Origin of the sequence: Pseudoalteromonas sp. SCQQ13 (assembly GCF_015864415.1) — a bacterium.
Lineage (GTDB): Bacteria > Pseudomonadota > Gammaproteobacteria > Enterobacterales > Alteromonadaceae > Pseudoalteromonas > Pseudoalteromonas nigrifaciens.
The window spans coordinates 75,426-92,914 of sequence record NZ_JADYXG010000006.1 but is presented as its reverse complement, the minus strand read 5'-3'; the positions used below and the strand labels follow the sequence as shown (position 1 = coordinate 92,914).

Sequence of the window (17,489 nt, the reverse complement as noted above, 5' to 3'; positions counted from 1 at the left end):
AGTTCTATTAATTAGAACCAGTTTTTGCGGTAAACTGTTACAAAATTTAAGGTATAAACTAGTAAGTACAAATAATAATGAAGCGTTTTACTCCCCCAGAAGAATTTCAGCCAAGCTGCTTACAAAGCGGCGCTTTTGAGCATTTGCGCACGTTGTTTAATATACATGAGCAAAAAAATTGGCCTCTGCCTAGCTGGTTTAGCCCACACTTAAACGCAATTAATGCCAATAACTTGGCTATTAGCTTTGTCGATGATGCAAAAATAGATTTTGCTGAGCGTTATTACGAGCAAGTTATTTTTGAAACAGGGCAGGTGCCTACGCGTACTGAAAATTGGCACGACTTATTTGGTGGCTTTATTTGGTGTTTATTTCCTAAAACCAAAGCGCTCATTAATCAACGCCACGTAGCAGATATTGCAGTACATGGCACAAAGCAGCGTACCAAACATCGCAATGCCCTAACCTTATTTGACGAATGCGGTGTTGTACTGGCTATTAGCAATACCCAATGGCAACAGTGGTTGCGCGATCATCAATGGAAAACAGCGTTTGTTGAGCATAGAGCGCAGTGGGGAAAAACCATCAAACCATTTATGTTTGGCCATGCAAATTACGAAATGCTAACTAAACCCTATATTGGTTTAACGGGTAAAGCGTTGTTTGTAACTGTACCCGATGAAATATTTTGTAAAGATTTAGTTACCCAATACCAGTACCTAGATCAAAGACTTTATGAGATGATAAAAACCGATCAGTGTTTAGCCGACAATAAACTCCTTTCACCTTTACCACTACTAGGTGTTCCGGGGTGGCATGAGGACAACACCGACGACACATTTTATAATAATACGGATTACTTTAGAGAAAAACGAAGGATACGAACATGATAGAAGTTATTGGCCTTAAAAAGAAATTTAAGCTAACTAAAGATCATAAAAAAAACAAAGTAGACGAAATAGACCCGCGCGAAGATAAAGATTATTTTCATTCAGTTAGAGATGTTAGCTTTCGTTGTGCAAAAGGCGAAGTACTTGGACTGCTAGGACCAAATGGCGCAGGTAAAACCACCACGTTAAGAATGATCTCGACTGCCTTAAAACCCGATGCAGGCAGTATTACCATTGCCGGTAACGACATAATAAAAAAGCCATTGCTGGGGCGTAAATCAATTGGGTTTTTATCGGGTTCAACCGGCTTATACGGGCGTTTAACTGTAAAAGAAAACATCGAATATTTTGCAAAACTCCATGGCATGAGCAAAAAAGATATTGCAACACGCTGCGAAGAGCTATTTACCTTGCTCGATATGCATAAATTTATAGATAAGCGTGCAGAAAACCTCTCAACCGGAATGAAACAAAAAGCCAATATTGCCCGCGCAGTAGTGCATTATCCTGCTGTAGTGGTTTTAGATGAGCCAACGACCGGGTTAGATATTATGACCACACAAACGGTAATTAACTTTATAAAAGGTTTAAAAGCGCAAGGCACACCGGTTGTTTTTTCAACGCACCACCTAGATGAAGTTGCTTTACTGTGCGACCGCGTAGCAGTGATTAACGAAGGCGTAAGCTGTTTTGATGGCACTGTAGAAGAGTTTAAACAAACAGGTAACAGTGAAGAACTTAACCAAGCGTTTATGAACATATTAACGGAGAAACGTGATGTTTGAAGTATTTAAAAAGGAATTAAGAGAGTTACTACGCGATAAAAAAACGCTCATATTTGTAGTGGCTGTGCCAGTTGCAGTGTTCCCACTTATTTTTGCCGTTGTTGCCTTTATTAGCGCACAAGCAGCTATGGATGCAGAGCAAAAAGTAAATACCTACGCTATTGTAAACGGCGACTATGCGCCAGAGTTTACCGACAAAGTGTTTTACCATAAAAGTTTTGAGCAGTATAAAGGCACTAAAACCTTTAATAGTGTTGCACAGCTTAAAGCCGCAGTGATTGCTGGCGATATTGATATGGGCATTTATTTACCAAGCAATGCACAGCAAACGTTAAATAATGCACAGCAAAGCAAATGGCAGGTAGTGTTTAACGACGCTAAGTCTATTAACTTTTTGTTTCAGCGGGTGAAAGAGCTAGCGCAAGAATACAGCGATGCGTTACAAGTACAAAAGCTGCTTAGTTTTGGCATTGACGAAGCAACGCAAAAAGCAATACTTGAACCAATTGAAGTTGTAAAAGTAGATACCGCCGATAAACGTGAAAACTTAGGTGAAAAAATAGGTGGGTTTTTACCGTATTTATTAGTGCCTTTAGTATTAATGGGAGCAACTTATCCTGCCATTGACTTAGGGGCAGGCGAAAAAGAACGTGGCACCCTAGAGACATTATTGTTAACACCTATCACCCGTACGCAACTTGTTTTAGGTAAATTTATTACCCTTTTAACTACTTCGATTGCCTCTACAACCATTACTGTGCTGAGTATGGGAGTGTGGATAGCCTTGGCGATTACTTTTGCGGATCTTGAATTTATTAAAGTTGCATTTAGTAGCTTAGCCGTTTCTGATTTATTAATGATTTTTGTATTACTGTTACCACTGGCGGCTATATTTTCTGCGCTAGCGTTAGCTATTTCAATTTACGCACGTACCTTTAAAGAAGCGCAAAACTACATGACACCGTTATCTCTGGGCGTTATTTTTCCGGTAATAATTGCCTTAATGCCAAATGTGGAACTCACTGTTAAAACAGCGTTTATTCCTGTCACTAATGTAGCGTTAGCAATAAAAGAAATAGTTAAAGGCACAGTAGATTACACGCTAATAGGGCTAATATTTTTAGCTACAGCTATTATTGCCGGTATTTTATTAGCTTTTTGCGTTAAATGGTTTAACCGCGAAGATGTGTTATTTAGATAGTTAATAGACAAAGCTTTAAGTTTTGAAGGCAGCACTCGCTGCCTTTTTCATTTATAAACAAATATAAATAGCGTTTAGTTTATTTCATTAAGAGCAATGGTAGTGGTAGAATACACTTCATAATTTGGCACTCTTTATTGCAAATAAAAGAGGTAAGTAATTAATTTTGAGGTTTATTGTTTCTCAATCTAGACTACTTATGTAAGTACTATAGTGTAGGTAATAGTAAATGTTAAAACGAAATTTTTTATCTAGAGTTGCAAAAAGTAATAAGCTAATACTTTTTGCCGTAATGATTTTTATGATCATTGCGTTGCCTTCAATGTATATATTTGAGCAAAAAGTAAGAAGTGAAATTTATCACACGGCGCAAATAGAGCTAAAACGCGAACTCGAAACTAAAACATTATCGTTAAAAAAACACTTTACCGACAGCGTTAACGCCATTCGATTTTTAGATGCAACCCCACCTATAAAAGCAATATCACGCGCTAGTGAAAATCAATTGTCAGATCCAGCATCTGCAACGCCTATGGCCATTTGGAAAAATCGCTTAGCGAGTATATTTTCTGGCTTTATGCGCACCGACGAAAGCATATTACAAGCGCGTTATATAATGCTAGCAGAAGGCGGGCAAGAAGTCGTAAGGGTTGATCGGACCGAGCAAGGCAAAATTACCATACTCGAAGGCGAGCAATTACAACAAAAAGGCCAACGAGATTACGTTATTAAAACCAGTATGCTTGATGAGCACACTGTTTATATTTCACCAATAAATTACAACCGTGAAAATGGTAAGATTCAGCAGCCTTATATCAGTACCTTTCGGGTAGCAAAACCTGTATTTGACAAAAACAAACAGGTTTCTGCGGTTTTAGTTACGAATTATTATGCAGAACAATTATTTAAAAGCCTCACTTTTGAGTCTCCGCAAGGCACTGCAATTTATTTAATGAATAACCAAGGTGAGTTTTTATATCATCCAAACCCAGAGCTGCGCTTTGGGTTTGAGTTTAATAAAAGCAGAACCTGGGAGCAAGAGTCTGTTGGCGCGCAAAATATGGCTGCAGACAAAACGCTGCCGTTAAATAACTACCCACAACAATACACACTGCAAAAGCGTATTTATTTTGGTAATGATATTGCCATGCTGCCACTCGAGCTTGCTGTGAGTGTAGATACGCAAACATTATTAGCAAAAGTGAGCGAGAGACGCCAAAGCTTTATTACTACATTAGCTGTATTTTTTGGTGTGTTTTTAGTTATGACCATGCTGTATCAGCGCTTTATAAACCGAAAGTTACTTATTCACTCGTTAAAAGAGCAAAATAACAGAGTAATAGAAAACTCCTTAGATGCTATTTTTAGCATTTCAGAGTCGGGTAAAGTGGTGCAATTTAATAACACAGCTAAGCAAGTGTTTGGCGATATACTAGAGAGTGATAACGTAAATTTTATTTCTTTATTTACTTTAAATAAAGAAGATGAGCAATGCATAAGAGAAACCATTAAAAATGGCTCTAAAATGCCCTTTGAAGCCATGCACACCGACAGTTCGGGCAATAAATACTACTACTCAATAACCCTCAGCAGTATTTATGATGTGTTTAATGAGCGTTATCAAGTTGCGGCTATTTTAAGAGACATAAGTTCGCTTAAAAATATTCAGGCTGAACTTGAGGGAGTTAATACCACTTTAGAGCTTAAAGTTTCGCAAAGAACCCGAGAGCTTGAACGCGCAATAGATGAAGCATTAGCAGCAAGCCAAGCTAAAAGTGACTTTGTAGCTAATATTTCTCACGAAATACGCACCCCTATGAACGGGGTATTAGGCATGCTAGAAATGCTTAAAGAAGATGGCTTATCAGAGCAACAGCATCATTATTTAAAACTTGCAAATAGCAGTGCTAATTCTTTAATGAATTTAATTAATGATATTTTAGATTTTTCAAAAATAGAAGCGGGTAAGCTCGATATTGATAATCACAGCTTTGATGTTGTTACTGTGTGCAGCGATATGATTAACTCATTAGCGCTACAAGGGCAACGCAAAGGACTTGAAGTATTTTTACACACCCACAATATTGTTGATCGTATGGTAGTAGGTGACAGCCATCGCCTTAAGCAAATTTTAATTAATTTGGTTAATAATGCTTTTAAGTTTACTCACAAAGGTGAAGTTAGCTTAACCATAGGCTCTAAATACATTACCGATACTAAATTACAGATGAGTTTTGCGGTTAAAGACACTGGAATTGGCATAGCAGCTGAAAATATAGATAAACTATTTGAAGTGTTTACCCAAGAAGATTCAAGTACCACACGCCATTTTGGCGGTACCGGCTTGGGTTTATCAATTTGTAAAAAGCTAGCGCAATTAATGGGTGGTAATATATCGCTAACAAGCGAAAAAGGGGTAGGGAGCACCTTTACTGCAACCGTTGAGCTGCATGTAGCACCCCAGAAAAAGCTAAATACCGGTATTGAGCTTGCTACCAGTATTGATGTTGCTGCATTAATTGCTCGCGATAATGTGTATAACAATGTGTGTGATTTATTACTGCAAACATGCAAAGTAGATAAAAGTAATATTGTTAGGTTAGATTACTTTAGTGAGCATGATGAGTTTGAAGCGGACTTATTAATTATTGACGACGACCATCCACAAGTTAATGCCCTGATTAGCTTTTGCAAACAGTACGATAAAAAATATGTACTAATTTTGCGTGATATGGTGATGAACAAACAATCGAAAAAAGTATTTCCGGATCATCTACATATTTTAAATAAACCGCTTACCCAAGATGAGTTTAGTTACAAATTAGCGAGTTTATTCGGTGCCAGTAGTGAGTTTGTTATTACCCCACCAAAGAGCTTAATTGAAGAGCCTGTAGATGCAGACTTATCAGCTTATCATGTACTTTTAGTTGACGATAATATGATCAACATAGAAGTGGCTAAAGCGATTTTAAAGCACACTAAAGTTAAAATCACCTGTGCATCTGACGGTCTTGAAGCTTTAGAGGCGTTAAAGAGTAATAAACAGCAACCTTTTAACGTTATTTTAATGGATTGCCAAATGCCTAATTTAAACGGCTACGATACCACCAGCGAAATTAGAAACGCCAAAGCCGGAATAGAATATATTCATGTGCCTATCATTGCGATGACAGCAAGTGCAATGGAAGGCGACAGAGAGCGTTGTTTAACGGCCGGTATGAACGACTACATTACTAAACCAATTAAGCCGCAAACGTTAAAAGACAAGCTTATTACGTGGTTGAGTTAACACTAAAGCGAAATAGGCGGCTTTTAATAAGTCACCTTTTTTTAGCTGAAGTAATTATATTTTAATATAAAAAAACCGCTTTAAAGCGGTTTTTTTATTTATAGTTAAGTGTATTTTATGCTTAACCTTTAACAGCTGCTTTAATTGCATCGATTGCTGTATCAATATCAATCATTAGCTTTTCACCAGTGCGGCGGTTTTTAAGTTCAACTTTGTTTTCATCAAGGTTGCGCTCGCCAATAACTAATGTAAATGGTACGCCAATTAATTCCATGTCGTTAAACATAACGCCAGGGCGCTCTTTACGGTCATCAAATAACACATCAAGGCCAGCATCTTTTAAGCCTTGGTAAAGGTTGTTAGCAATATCTGGAATGCGATGCGACTTATGCATATTCATAGGCACAATAGCTAAATCAAACGGTGCAATTGGTTGTGGCCAAATAATACCGTATTGGTCGTTGTTTTGCTCGATTGCTGCAGCAACAATACGCGACACACCAATACCATAACAACCCATAGTCATTATTTGGTTTTTACCTGATTCGTTTAATACGCCAGCCTTCATTGCTTGTGAGTATTTAGTGCCAAGTTGGAAAATATGGCCAACTTCAATACCACGTTTAATTTGTAAAGTGCCTTGGCCACATGGGCTTGCATCGCCTTCTACAATATTACGTATATCAGCAACTTCATAATCAGTTACATCACGATCCCAGTTAATGCCGCTGTAATGCTCGTCGTCTTTATTAGCGCCGGCAACAAAGTCAGCTAGTATGTTAGCGCTTCTATCAACAATAATTGGCATAGACAGGCCAACCGGGCCTAATGAGCCAGGTTTTGCACCAATAGCAGCAACAATGTCTGCCTCTGTTGCCATTTCAAGCGGAGAATCTACTAACGGGTGTTTTTCAGCTTTTAGTTCGTTAAGGTCGTGATCGCCGCGTAAAACTAGCGCAACTAAACCACGTACCCCGTTTTCATCAGGCGTAGCGTAAACGATTAATGTTTTAACACCGCGATGTGGTTTAACACCGTAGTGCTTTTTAAGCTCGTTAATTGTTTTAGCGTCAGGCGTTGGAAACGCTTTAAGCTCTTTTGTTGCAGCTGGACGTGGCTCGCTTGGTGCAAGTGCTTCTGCTTTTTCAATATTTGCTGCGTAGTCGCTGCCATCACTAAATGCAATAGCGTCTTCACCAGATTCTGCAAGTACATGAAACTCATGCGATACGCTACCACCAATAGAACCCGTGTCGGCAATAACAGGGCGGTAGTCTAAGTTTAAACGCTCAAAAATATTACAATACGCTTTGTGCATTACTTGATACGTTGCATCTAAACACTCATCACTTAAGTGAAATGAATAGGCATCTTTCATTGTAAATTCGCGGGCGCGCATTACACCAAAACGCGGACGACGTTCGTCGCGCACTTTAGTTTGTATTTGGTATAAAGAAATTGGTAGCTGTTTATAGCTGCTAATTTCTTTACGAACAAAATCAGTGATCACTTCTTCGTGAGTTGGGCCAAGCGCAAAGGTACGATTATGACGATCGGTAAAACGCATAAGTTCAGGACCAAACTCATCCCAACGACCTGATTCTTCCCATAAATCTGCTGGTTGAATTACTGGCATCAGCATTTCAATCGCATTGGCTTTATTCATTTCTTCACGTACGATATTTTCTACTTTTCTAAGTACCCGTAACCCAGTGGGTAACCAAGTGTATAAACCCGAAGCGACACGACGGATCATACCGGCTCTAAGCATTAATTGATGCGATACAATTTCAGCATCCGAAGGCGTTTCTTTAAGTGTGGCGAGTATATATTGACTGGTACGCATGTTGTTTCCGAAATTAGAGTAATTATGTACATATTGTAAGGGCTTCAGTCTACCAGCGGTTGCATTTACACTAAAGCGCTAAGTGATAAATTATTTAGGTATTTTCTATACTAGTAACTAAATTATGCGACTCATTAACTTGCCAGCAAATATTATAGTTATACAAAGTCATACCGTAGCTTTGCTGTCCGTCTTTTTGCTTTTTATAAGCAGGGCGAGGATCTTGCTTTAGCACATTACTTATAAACGCCTGTAAATCTGGATATTGCGTTTGCTGCGCAATAAAATCTAGTACTTCAGGTGTAAATTCAACGCTCATGTGGGTTTCTGGGCGGGTGTCGGCAAACCCCGCACTGGCCTCTGGCATAGAGTCAGAATAGGGTAAGTAAGGCTTTATATCGATTATTGGTGTGCCATCGAGTAAATCTATTCCGGCGAGTAATAAGCTCAGTTGGCCATTTTTATACTCTATACCTTCTAGTTTTACCGCGCTCATACCAATGGCGTTAGGCCTAAAAGTGGCTCGCGTGGCAAACACGCCTTTGCGCGCATTACCACCTAAACGAGGCGGGCGCACCATAGCTGAATAGCCTTTGTCGGCTGTTTCATGAAAACGAAATAGCAGCCAAATATGGCTAAACTCATCGAGCCCGCGTACAAATTCTTCACGATTAAAGTCAGGCGCAAAAATAAGCTTTGCTTTAGCTTCTGGCACTAAACGAGGTTGCCTAGGTATAGCAAACTTTTGTTTATAAGGAGATTGAATGTGGCCAATAGCCGAAATGGTATAATCGCTCATAGTACTCGGGTGCAAATGAAATAGAGCGCTATTCTACCCATATTTAGCGTTTATGGCATTACTTGTAAGTGAGTTTATTACTCATAGAAGCCTAGTCTAAAAGGTATTGATTAGACTAAGTGGTTTATATGCATGTGCGTTTAAACCACTCAAAACAAAAAAGGTAAGCCTAAGCTTACCTTTTACACACGTTTTAGGGTTTAATTAAAACATGTACTGCACTGATACAGACGCTACATCCATATCTGGGTCAATATCGTCATCAAGTTTATAGCGTTCATACTCTAAACGAAATTGAACGTTTGTTGTAAGTGCATATTCAATACCTGCACCGTAAAACGCATCACCACCATCTGTAGAAGCTGAAACAGAACCTACTGGTAAATCTTGTGTGTATTCTGCATCCCACTCAAGCCAACCGCCTTTTGCATACACAGAAAAACTCTCTGTAATAGGGTAGCCCAAGCGTGCGGCAAGCGATACGCCATCAATTTCAGCTTTGCTGTCCACATCACTTACTTCATCAAAGTTTTGATAAGCAAGCTCTAAGCTTAAATACTCGTTAAATTGTGCGCCAACGTAACCTTTTAGCATTTGTGCATCGTCGTCAAAGTCAGTGTCTTTGTCACTGTCTTCAAATTCAAAAGAATATTGACCGTAACCAACACCCGTGTAGATACGTGGAGAATCGAAATCAGCAATATCAGCCTTAGCTGCAGTATTAAAACCCAGTGTTACTAAAGCAAGTGTAGAAAGAGAAAGTGTTTTAATCATGAATTAGCTCCTTTAATAATAAAAATCAAATGCTTGAAAAAATAAGATGTAATTAAATCAAACGTCATCAAGGTAGGTGCAGTGAGCATGCCAATTATTAAAAACATAAAAAAACGGCCATAAAAACCTACTTTAGTATTGGTTTTTATGGCCATTTGTATGATACGTGTACAGCAGTGAACTTTTATTAGTTGTTACTTTCTAAGCTCAATTGCATGTTTTACAAAAAGTGTGAGGTTTTTACAGGCACACTTTAGTTACTTATACCTTATGCAGTAAGTTTTCCGTCTCTATTGCAATTTCTTTCATTTTTATAGCGTAGTTTTCTAATTTTAAATCTTCTTCGGTAATCGCTTTAAAAGAAGGCACAGCTACTGGGTAACCGGTTTCATCCATAGCAATAAAGCTAATTACACAGTGGTTGGTTTCAACCATATTTTGTGTTTTAGGGTCGCCACAACGCACTTGAATAAATATTTGCATACTGGTTTTACCGGTATGGGCTATTTTAGCTTCCACTTCAACAATTTGGCCTACTAAAATAGGGCGTCTAAACTTAACCCCAGCAACAGATACGGTAACACAGTAATGGCCACTCCAGCCTGCAGCACATGCATAGCCAGCTTGGTCAATCCACTTCATGACGGCTCCACCATGCACTTTACCACCAAAATTTACATCAGTAGGCTCTGCTAAAAAACGAAAAACAACTTTTGACGACGGCATAACTAATTCTCTTTTATAAAAACTAGGGTAAGCATAGCGCAAAACAGGGGCACAAGCCCCTGCAAATTAGTGTAGGTTTATAATTTATATGTAAAAACCTACTTTTTATTAACAATAATAACTACATATTAGGATAATTTGGCCCGCCAGTCCCCTCCGGAGTTACCCAAGTAATATTTTGGCTCGGATCTTTAATATCGCAGGTTTTACAATGCACGCAGTTTTGCGAGTTAATCACAAACTCTTTAGTGCCAGCAATTTCTTGAATTTCATAAACCCCAGCAGGGCAATAGCGCTGCGCTGGTTCATCAAATTTAACTAAGTTTACTGCAATTGGAATACTCGGATCTTTTAATTGCAAATGACACGGCTGTGACTCTTCGTGGTTAGTATTTGATAAAAATACCGACGACAACTTATCAAAACTGAGTTTACCATCGGGTTTTGGATACACTATTTTATCGGCATCCGCCGCATCAACTAAAGTATCGTGATCTGGGGTGTTGTCTTTAAAGGTAAATGGCAAGCAACCATTAAAAATATTTTGATCTAGGGTGTTATATGCGCCACCAACAAACTTACCTAACTTGTGCATAACAGGGCCAAAGTTACGTGATTGCTGCAATTCTTTATAAGCCCAAGATTGCTCAAACGCGTCTTTAAACTCGCTTAAGTTGGTATTTGCTTGCTCATTTTCTAATGCTTTAAAAATAACTTCAGCTGCCACCATACCCGACTTCATTGCAGTATGATTACCTTTAATTTTTGCAAAGTTAAGCGTACCTGCATCGCAGCCTACCAATAACCCACCAGGAAAATGCATTTTTGGTAATGAGTGCAAACCGCCTTTAGCAATAGCACGAGCACCATAAGCAACACGTTCGCCGCCTGCTAATACATTTTTAAACACAGGATGGTGTTTCATGCGCTGAAACTCATCAAACGGGCTTAAATGCGGGTTTGAGTAGTTGAGATCAACAATCAGTCCTACCACAACTTGGTTGTTTTCACAGTGGTACATAAATGCGCCGCCGTTAGTATCGCCTTGTAATGGCCAGCCTGTACCGTGCACTACTGTGCCTAATTGATGCTTACTTTCATCAATTTGCCAAATTTCTTTTAAGCCTAAGCCATAGTGCTGCGGTGATGACTCATCATCGAGGGCAAATTCATTAATGAGTTGTTTGCCCAAATGACCACGACAACCTTCGGCAAATACGGTGTATTTAGCGCGTAGCTCCATGCCAGGCATGTAACCATCTTTTTCGTTGCCGTCTTTATCAAGGCCCATATCGCCAGTAATAATGCCTTTTACTGTGTCGTCTTCAATAATAAGCGAATGCGCACTAAACCCAGGAAAAATCTCGACTCCCAGTGCTTCTGCTTGCTCAGCTAACCAGCGACAAACATTCCCCATAGAGACAATATAATTGCCATCATTATGAAAGGTTTTTGGTGTGGCAAAGTGCGGAATAGCGGTGGCTTTTTGTTCGTTGTTAAACCAGTAAATTTCATCCTTTGCTACTTTGGTGGTTACAGGGGCGTTGAGCTCTTGCCAATTTGGCAGTAATTCATCCAGCGCTTTGGTTTCAAACACGGCACCAGAGAGTATATGAGCACCCACTTCTGAACCTTTTTCAACGACACAGATCATGCATTCTTGTTGTTTATTTTGCGCTTGTTGTGCCAGTTTTATTGCACATGCAAGACCCGCTGGGCCTGCACCTACAACAACTACATCAAATTCCATGGTTTCCCGGGTGATCATAAATACCTCTTATTCGAATGGTTAACGTACCCTATATTTAACTACACGTTAATGAAATACATAACCCATTTGATAGATGCTAATAAAAAGTTATGGGTTGTGAATGTTTAAAGGTTATTTTAGGTTGATGTTTACGTCAATAGACAGTAGTCTGATTTCATAAAATAAATAGGTTGACGTGCACGTCAGCTTGTAGGTTTAAATAACGATGGAGTCCATATGAAAGTTCTCGTACCAATAAAAAGAGTTATAGATTACAACGTAAAAGCGCGAGTTAAGTCAGACAAAACAGACGTTGATTTAACCAACGTAAAAATGGCGATGAACCCATTTTGCGAAATTGCAATTGAAGAAGCGATTCGCTTAAAAGAAGCGGGTACAGCAAGCGAAGTTATTGCCGTAACAATTGGCCCAAAAGCCTCGCAAGAACAGTTACGTACGGCATTAGCCCTAGGCGCCGACAAAGCCATTCACATCGAAACCGATGAAAAGTTAGAGTCGCTGCACATTGCTAAATTACTTGCAAAAATTGTAGAACAAGAAGCACCAGAATTAGTTATTTTAGGTAAGCAATCAATTGATTCAGACAATAACCAAACCGGCCAAATGCTAGCTGCATTAACCAAACGTGGCCAAGGTACGTTTGCTTCAAAAGTTGAAGTGGTTGATGGAAAAGTTAATGTTACCCGTGAAGTTGACGGCGGCTTACAAACAGTAGCGCTTAATTTACCGGCTATTGTAACTACCGATTTACGTTTAAATGAGCCACGTTATGCGTCGCTGCCAAATATAATGAAAGCGAAACGTAAACCGCTTGAGGTTATTGCAGCCGATACTTTGGGTGTTGATTTAACGGCCCGTGTGCAATTAATTAGCGTTGAAGAGCCAGCTAAACGTACTGCCGGTATTATAGTTGAGGACGTGGCGCAACTTGTAGAAAAATTAAAAACAGAGGCGAAGGTAATCTAAATGAAAACACTTGTAATAGCAGAACACGATAACGGTGTATTAAAACCAGAAACCTCAAAAACAATTAACGCAGCAGCAAAACTTGGTTTTCCTATTGATGTGCTTATTGCGGGCGAAAACCTAGGTGTACTAAGCGAAGAAGTTGCGCTTATTAATGGCGTAGCCAGTGTACTGGTAGCAGATAACGCAGTATATGCACACCAATTAGCTGAAAGTATGGCAGATTTAGTGCTATCGCTTGCTGATTCTTATAGCCACATAGTGGTAAGTGCTACCACTACAGGTAAAAACTTTATGCCACGCGTTGCAGCCTTGCTTGATGTTGCACAAATTTCAGAAATTATTGACGTTGTTGACGCAGAAACATTTAAGCGTCCTATTTATGCGGGCAACGCAATTGCCACGGTTAAGTCACTCGATAGCAAAAAAGTTATCACTGTACGTGCTAGTAGCTTCGACTTACAAACACAGCAAGCAAGCGCGCCAATAACGGCAGTTAATACGGTATCCGATTCTGCGCTAAGCAGCTTTGTAAGCGATGAGCAAACTAAATCAGAGCGCCCAGAATTAACCGCAGCTACTGTGGTTATCTCAGGTGGTCGTGGTATGCAAAATGGCGAAAACTTTAGTTTATTACACGGAATAGCCGACAAGTTAGGCGCTGCTATTGGTGCTTCGCGCGCAGCAGTTGATGCAGGCTTTGTACCAAATGACATGCAAGTAGGGCAAACAGGTAAAATTGTAGCGCCAAACTTGTACATTGCAGTGGGTATTAGTGGTGCAATTCAGCATCTAGCCGGTATGAAAGACTCAAAAGTAATTGTCGCAATTAATAAAGACCCAGACGCACCTATTTTTCAGGTTGCAGACTACGGTTTAGTTGCCGATCTGTTTGATGTTTTACCACAGCTAGAGCAAGCTCTATAAGTTAATAACTAAAAATTATATTTGTATTTATAGTTATAGTGATAAATTAAAAGCCGCAATATCATTTTATGATGCTGCGGCTTTTGATTGTGCCTAATAAACCTAATAAACTTAATAAACCTAAGATACTTATTCACTTAACCTGACTGGCCTATTGCAAGAAAATTCAACGCAGTTAGCGCTGAAAATAGCTGCTTGAGATACGTTTTTTATCCGGAGCTCAGGTTACTTAGGCATAAAAAAACCAGCCATCGGCTGGTTTTTACTATGGTACACAGTAAGCGTTAACGTATTAGTACGTTGCGCTGCCTTTAGTACGAGGGAAGGCGATAACGTCACGTACGTTGCCCATACCGGTAACATAAGCAACTAAACGCTCAAAACCTAAGCCAAAGCCTGAGTGCGGCACAGTACCGTATTTACGTAAATCGCGGTACCAGCTGTAGTCGTCTTTGTTTAAGCCCATTTCGTCTAAACGAGCATCGAGAATATCTAGGCGCTCTTCACGTTGTGAGCCACCAATGATCTCACCAATACCTGGCGCTACTATGTCCATTGCGGCAACGGTTTTACCGTCTTCGTTTTGGCGCATGTAAAACGCTTTAATATCGCGTGGGTAGTTTTTAATAACAACCGGTGCTTTAAAGTGTTCTTCTGCTAAGTAACGCTCGTGTTCAGACTGTAAATCTACGCCCCATTCAACAGCGTACTCAAACTTTTTACCACAGGCTTTTAATATTTCTACCGCTTCGGTGTAATCAACTTGTGCAAAGTCTTTTTCTACAAATTCTTCAAGGCGAGTAATGGCTGTTTTTTCTACACGTTGTGCAAAAAATTCCATGTCATCGCGTCGCTCTTCTAGTACGGCTTTAAACACATACTTCAACATCTGCTCTGCTAGTTTTGCAATATCTTCTAAATCAGCAAATGCTAATTCAGGTTCTACCATCCAAAACTCGGCAAGGTGGCGCGAAGTATTTGAGTTTTCTGCGCGGAAGGTTGGGCCAAACGTATAAATTTTTGACATTGCCGACGCGTAAGTTTCACCATTTAACTGGCCAGATACAGTAAGAAATGCTTCTTTACCAAAAAAATCTTCGCTGTAATCTACTTCGCCTTTATCGGTAAGCGGTAAGTTTTGCATATCAAGCGTTGATACACGGAACATTTCACCTGCGCCTTCACAGTCACTTGCTGTGATAATAGGGGTGCTTATCCATAAAAAACCTTGCTCATGGTAAAAGCGATGAATAGCTTGAGCTAAACAGTTACGTACACGGGTTACGGCACCAATCATGTTAGTACGAGGGCGAAGGTGAGCGTGCTCACGTAAGTACTCAATACTATGACGCTTTGCAGCCATAGGGTACGAATCTGGGTTTTCTACCCAACCTAATACAGTAACCGAGTTAGCTTGAATCTCATAAGACTGACCTTGGCCAGCAGATTGCACTAAAACACCGGTAACCGACACAGAACAACCGGCTGTTAGGCTAGTGACTTCATCATAATTATTAAGTGAATTAGGAACTACCGCTTGAATAGGATCAAAACACGAACCGTCATGAACGGCTAAAAATGAAATTCCTGCTTTTGAATCGCGGCGAGTACGGATCCAGCCTTTTACTGTAACTTGGCTGTCTACCGATACCTTGCCTTTTAATAGCTCTGAAATCGCTAAATGGCTCATCTTCACTCCAATGATATAAGTTGCCTAACTATATAATTTAACTACGCACCACACGCTGGCAAAATTGCTCTTAAACGGCGCTGCACTTGAACCCTGTATCTTACCTAGTAAAGTAAGATAAAAAAACTATTGTGGGCAACTCTTTAAAAATTTTTATAAATGCGCTTTATTTTTATACAGTTTTAAGGCCTAAATGTGAGTATTGTTATTTGTTGCTCTTATGTTTACCCATTTTGTGGCATTATGAACATTCAGATATTTTTATATTAATCGTTTTACCATTACATACTAAAAAATGGATGCTATGAAACAAGTTTTTATTTTACGAGGACTACCAGGAAGCGGTAAGTCTTATTATGCGCAAAATCTTGCCGATGAACTCGCCGGTGCAGACGAAAGCCAATATGTTATTTGTTCAACCGATGATTATTTTATTAATGATCAAGGTGAATACCAATTTGATAAGTTTAAATTGCCGCAATACCATAATTTAAATTTAGCGCGCTTTATTAACGCTTTAGCACAAAATATCCCGTTGGTGATTGTAGATAACACCAATATTAAAAAATGGGAATTTATTGCCTATGCACAAGCGGCAGTTGCTTTGGGTTATCAAGTAAAAGAAGTGATTGTGGGCGAAGTAAAAGACAAATCTATGCAGCATTTATATGCCAAGCGTAACAGCCATAACATTCCACTTAAAACTATTAGTAAAATGGCCTATATGTTTGAATGGTAATTTATACAGATTAAAAAAGCCCATGTTAATGGGCTTTTTAGTGTTGTATACTTTATTATTGCGCGAGTTGTTTATAAACCGCTAACGGGTGTGAGGTACTTAAAGATACATGTACAGCATCGCCGGGGTTTACCACTATTTCATGGCTAACGCGGCTGGTTACTACAGTTCCGCAGGCAAGCTTTATAGCACATAAGCGGCTGCCACCTTCAAAGCGCACCCAAATAACTTCGCCATTATTACCCACACTACTTTGCACTAGTAATACATCATCGGGGCGCAGCAGCACATCTACATCGCCACTATCGCAATCAACACCGTGGGCAGGGGCATTACCAATACTTGTGGTTGCTTGGCCTTGGCTAAATTGGCCGCTTATAAAGCTGGCTTCCCCTAAAAAGCGTGCCACAAATCGATTGTTAGGCATACTAAAACAGCGCTCTGGTGTATCAATTTGCTGAATTTTACCGCCTTGCAGTACACCCACACGATCGCCTACCGACAATGCTTCTTCTTGGTCGTGCGTTACCCAAATTGCAGGTACGCCCGCCGCTTTAAGCGCGTTGCGAATATCCCAGCGCAGCATGTCTTTTAGTGCGGCGTCTAAGTTAGAAAGCGGCTCATCTAATAATACAAAGTCGGGCTGGTGGGCAAGGGTGCGCGCAAGTGCTACGCGTTGCTTTTGTCCGCCTGAAAGCGTTGCTGGTTTTTTATTTCTAAACTCATCAAGGCCAAGTAACTTTATCCAATGCTCGCCTGGGCTGGTGTCTTTTAACCTAAAAAAAATATTTTGCTGCACGGTTAAATGCGGAAATAAAGCAAAATCTTGAAACACCATACCTACACTGCGTTTTTCCGCAGGCACAGTAATTTTAGGCGTTGCCCGCCATTTACCACTGTTTATTTCGCCTTCGCTTATAGGTATAAGGCCGGCTAATGCCTGCAAAATAGTACTTTTACCGCAGCCAGTAGGGCCTACAAGCATAAGAATTTCGTTATTACCTAATGATAGGTTTAAATCGCTTACTACACGGTTACTGCCATAATCTATAGACAACTGACTTACAGATAGCATTTGTTATTAAA

Annotated in this window: 14 protein-coding genes; 7 read left to right on the top strand and 7 right to left on the bottom strand. The window is 39.7% G+C overall.

Annotated features, from left to right (window positions below; all coding sequences use genetic code 11):
* The first annotated feature begins 77 nt into the window (after positions 1-77).
* From I6F41_RS06765 to I6F41_RS06750, 4 genes are all read left to right on the top strand, one after another.
* Complete coding sequence (locus I6F41_RS06765; protein WP_011328305.1) at positions 78-890, top strand: DUF3025 domain-containing protein; 813 nt, start codon at positions 78-80, stop codon at positions 888-890.
* Positions 887-1,675: an ABC transporter ATP-binding protein gene (locus I6F41_RS06760; protein WP_011328304.1), complete on the top strand. Its 789-nt coding sequence runs from the start codon at positions 887-889 to the stop codon at positions 1,673-1,675. The genes I6F41_RS06765 and I6F41_RS06760 overlap by 4 nt, the downstream gene beginning before the upstream one ends.
* Positions 1,668-2,876 carry an ABC transporter permease gene (locus tag I6F41_RS06755; RefSeq protein ID WP_011328303.1) on the top strand — a complete coding sequence of 403 codons (1,209 nt, stop codon included), beginning with the start codon at positions 1,668-1,670 and terminating at the stop codon, positions 2,874-2,876. Before I6F41_RS06760 ends, I6F41_RS06755 begins: the two co-directional genes overlap by 8 nt.
* A gap of 229 nt (positions 2,877-3,105) precedes the next feature.
* Positions 3,106-6,165, top strand: coding sequence for an ATP-binding protein (locus I6F41_RS06750; RefSeq protein ID WP_197107980.1), 3,060 nt, complete (start codon positions 3,106-3,108; stop codon positions 6,163-6,165).
* 121 nt (positions 6,166-6,286) lie between these two features.
* Here the strand turns inward: I6F41_RS06750 and I6F41_RS06745 are convergent, their stop codons facing one another.
* The 5 genes from I6F41_RS06745 to I6F41_RS06725 all read right to left on the bottom strand — a co-directional run bounded on the left by I6F41_RS06745 (position 6,287) and on the right by I6F41_RS06725 (position 12,078).
* Positions 6,287-8,011 carry a proline--tRNA ligase gene (locus I6F41_RS06745; protein ID WP_089368340.1) on the bottom strand — a complete coding sequence of 575 codons (1,725 nt, stop codon included), beginning with the start codon at positions 8,009-8,011 and terminating at the stop codon, positions 6,287-6,289.
* A gap of 94 nt (positions 8,012-8,105) precedes the next feature.
* The gene (tsaA, locus tag I6F41_RS06740) at positions 8,106-8,810 is read right to left on the bottom strand and encodes a tRNA (N6-threonylcarbamoyladenosine(37)-N6)-methyltransferase TrmO (RefSeq protein ID WP_041454438.1); all 705 of its coding nucleotides are present in this window, start codon (positions 8,808-8,810) and stop codon (positions 8,106-8,108) included.
* Positions 8,811-9,014: 204 nt separating this feature from the next.
* Positions 9,015-9,584, bottom strand: coding sequence for an outer membrane beta-barrel protein (locus I6F41_RS06735; protein WP_011328299.1), 570 nt, complete (start codon positions 9,582-9,584; stop codon positions 9,015-9,017).
* A gap of 261 nt (positions 9,585-9,845) precedes the next feature.
* Positions 9,846-10,310 carry an acyl-CoA thioesterase gene (locus tag I6F41_RS06730; RefSeq protein WP_011328298.1) on the bottom strand — a complete coding sequence of 155 codons (465 nt, stop codon included), beginning with the start codon at positions 10,308-10,310 and terminating at the stop codon, positions 9,846-9,848.
* 121 nt (positions 10,311-10,431) lie between these two features.
* A complete protein-coding gene (locus I6F41_RS06725; protein ID WP_182683479.1) occupies positions 10,432-12,078 on the bottom strand; it encodes an electron transfer flavoprotein-ubiquinone oxidoreductase in 1,647 nt (548 codons plus the stop codon).
* Between the two features lie 219 nt (positions 12,079-12,297).
* Here I6F41_RS06725 and I6F41_RS06720 point away from each other — a divergent pair, with 219 nt between their 5' ends.
* Positions 12,298-13,047 (top strand): electron transfer flavoprotein subunit beta/FixA family protein, encoded by a 750-nt coding sequence (locus I6F41_RS06720; RefSeq protein WP_011328296.1) that lies wholly within the window; start codon positions 12,298-12,300, stop codon positions 13,045-13,047.
* Complete coding sequence (locus I6F41_RS06715; protein ID WP_182683480.1) at positions 13,048-13,974, top strand: electron transfer flavoprotein subunit alpha/FixB family protein; 927 nt, start codon at positions 13,048-13,050, stop codon at positions 13,972-13,974.
* 292 nt (positions 13,975-14,266) lie between these two features.
* Here I6F41_RS06715 and asnS read toward each other — a convergent pair whose 3' ends face one another.
* Positions 14,267-15,664: an asparagine--tRNA ligase gene (asnS, locus tag I6F41_RS06710; protein WP_011328294.1), complete on the bottom strand. Its 1,398-nt coding sequence runs from the start codon at positions 15,662-15,664 to the stop codon at positions 14,267-14,269.
* 304 nt (positions 15,665-15,968) lie between these two features.
* Between asnS and I6F41_RS06705 the strand changes: the two genes are divergently transcribed.
* Positions 15,969-16,403, top strand: a complete 435-nt coding sequence (locus I6F41_RS06705; protein ID WP_011328293.1) for an ATP-binding protein — start codon at positions 15,969-15,971, stop codon at positions 16,401-16,403.
* A gap of 55 nt (positions 16,404-16,458) precedes the next feature.
* On the opposite strand, the gene I6F41_RS06700 is transcribed toward I6F41_RS06705, so the two are convergent.
* Complete coding sequence (locus I6F41_RS06700) at positions 16,459-17,478, bottom strand: ABC transporter ATP-binding protein (protein WP_089368337.1); 1,020 nt, start codon at positions 17,476-17,478, stop codon at positions 16,459-16,461.
* Positions 17,479-17,489 lie beyond the last annotated feature (11 nt).

Coding starts and splice junctions, on each gene's coding strand:
- I6F41_RS06765 (WP_011328305.1), top strand. CDS start 78: ATGAAGCGTTTTACTCCCCCAGAAGAATTTCAGCCAAGCTGCTTACAA.
- I6F41_RS06760 (WP_011328304.1), top strand. CDS start 887: ATGATAGAAGTTATTGGCCTTAAAAAGAAATTTAAGCTAACTAAAGAT.
- I6F41_RS06755 (WP_011328303.1), top strand. CDS start 1,668: ATGTTTGAAGTATTTAAAAAGGAATTAAGAGAGTTACTACGCGATAAA.
- I6F41_RS06750 (WP_197107980.1), top strand. CDS start 3,106: ATGTTAAAACGAAATTTTTTATCTAGAGTTGCAAAAAGTAATAAGCTA.
- I6F41_RS06745 (WP_089368340.1), bottom strand. CDS start 8,011: ATGCGTACCAGTCAATATATACTCGCCACACTTAAAGAAACGCCTTCG.
- tsaA (WP_041454438.1), bottom strand. CDS start 8,810: ATGAGCGATTATACCATTTCGGCTATTGGCCACATTCAATCTCCTTAT.
- I6F41_RS06735 (WP_011328299.1), bottom strand. CDS start 9,584: ATGATTAAAACACTTTCTCTTTCTACACTTGCTTTAGTAACACTGGGT.
- I6F41_RS06730 (WP_011328298.1), bottom strand. CDS start 10,310: ATGCCGTCGTCAAAAGTTGTTTTTCGTTTTTTAGCAGAGCCTACTGAT.
- I6F41_RS06725 (WP_182683479.1), bottom strand. CDS start 12,078: ATGATCACCCGGGAAACCATGGAATTTGATGTAGTTGTTGTAGGTGCA.
- I6F41_RS06720 (WP_011328296.1), top strand. CDS start 12,298: ATGAAAGTTCTCGTACCAATAAAAAGAGTTATAGATTACAACGTAAAA.
- I6F41_RS06715 (WP_182683480.1), top strand. CDS start 13,048: ATGAAAACACTTGTAATAGCAGAACACGATAACGGTGTATTAAAACCA.
- asnS (WP_011328294.1), bottom strand. CDS start 15,664: ATGAGCCATTTAGCGATTTCAGAGCTATTAAAAGGCAAGGTATCGGTA.
- I6F41_RS06705 (WP_011328293.1), top strand. CDS start 15,969: ATGAAACAAGTTTTTATTTTACGAGGACTACCAGGAAGCGGTAAGTCT.
- I6F41_RS06700 (WP_089368337.1), bottom strand. CDS start 17,478: ATGCTATCTGTAAGTCAGTTGTCTATAGATTATGGCAGTAACCGTGTA.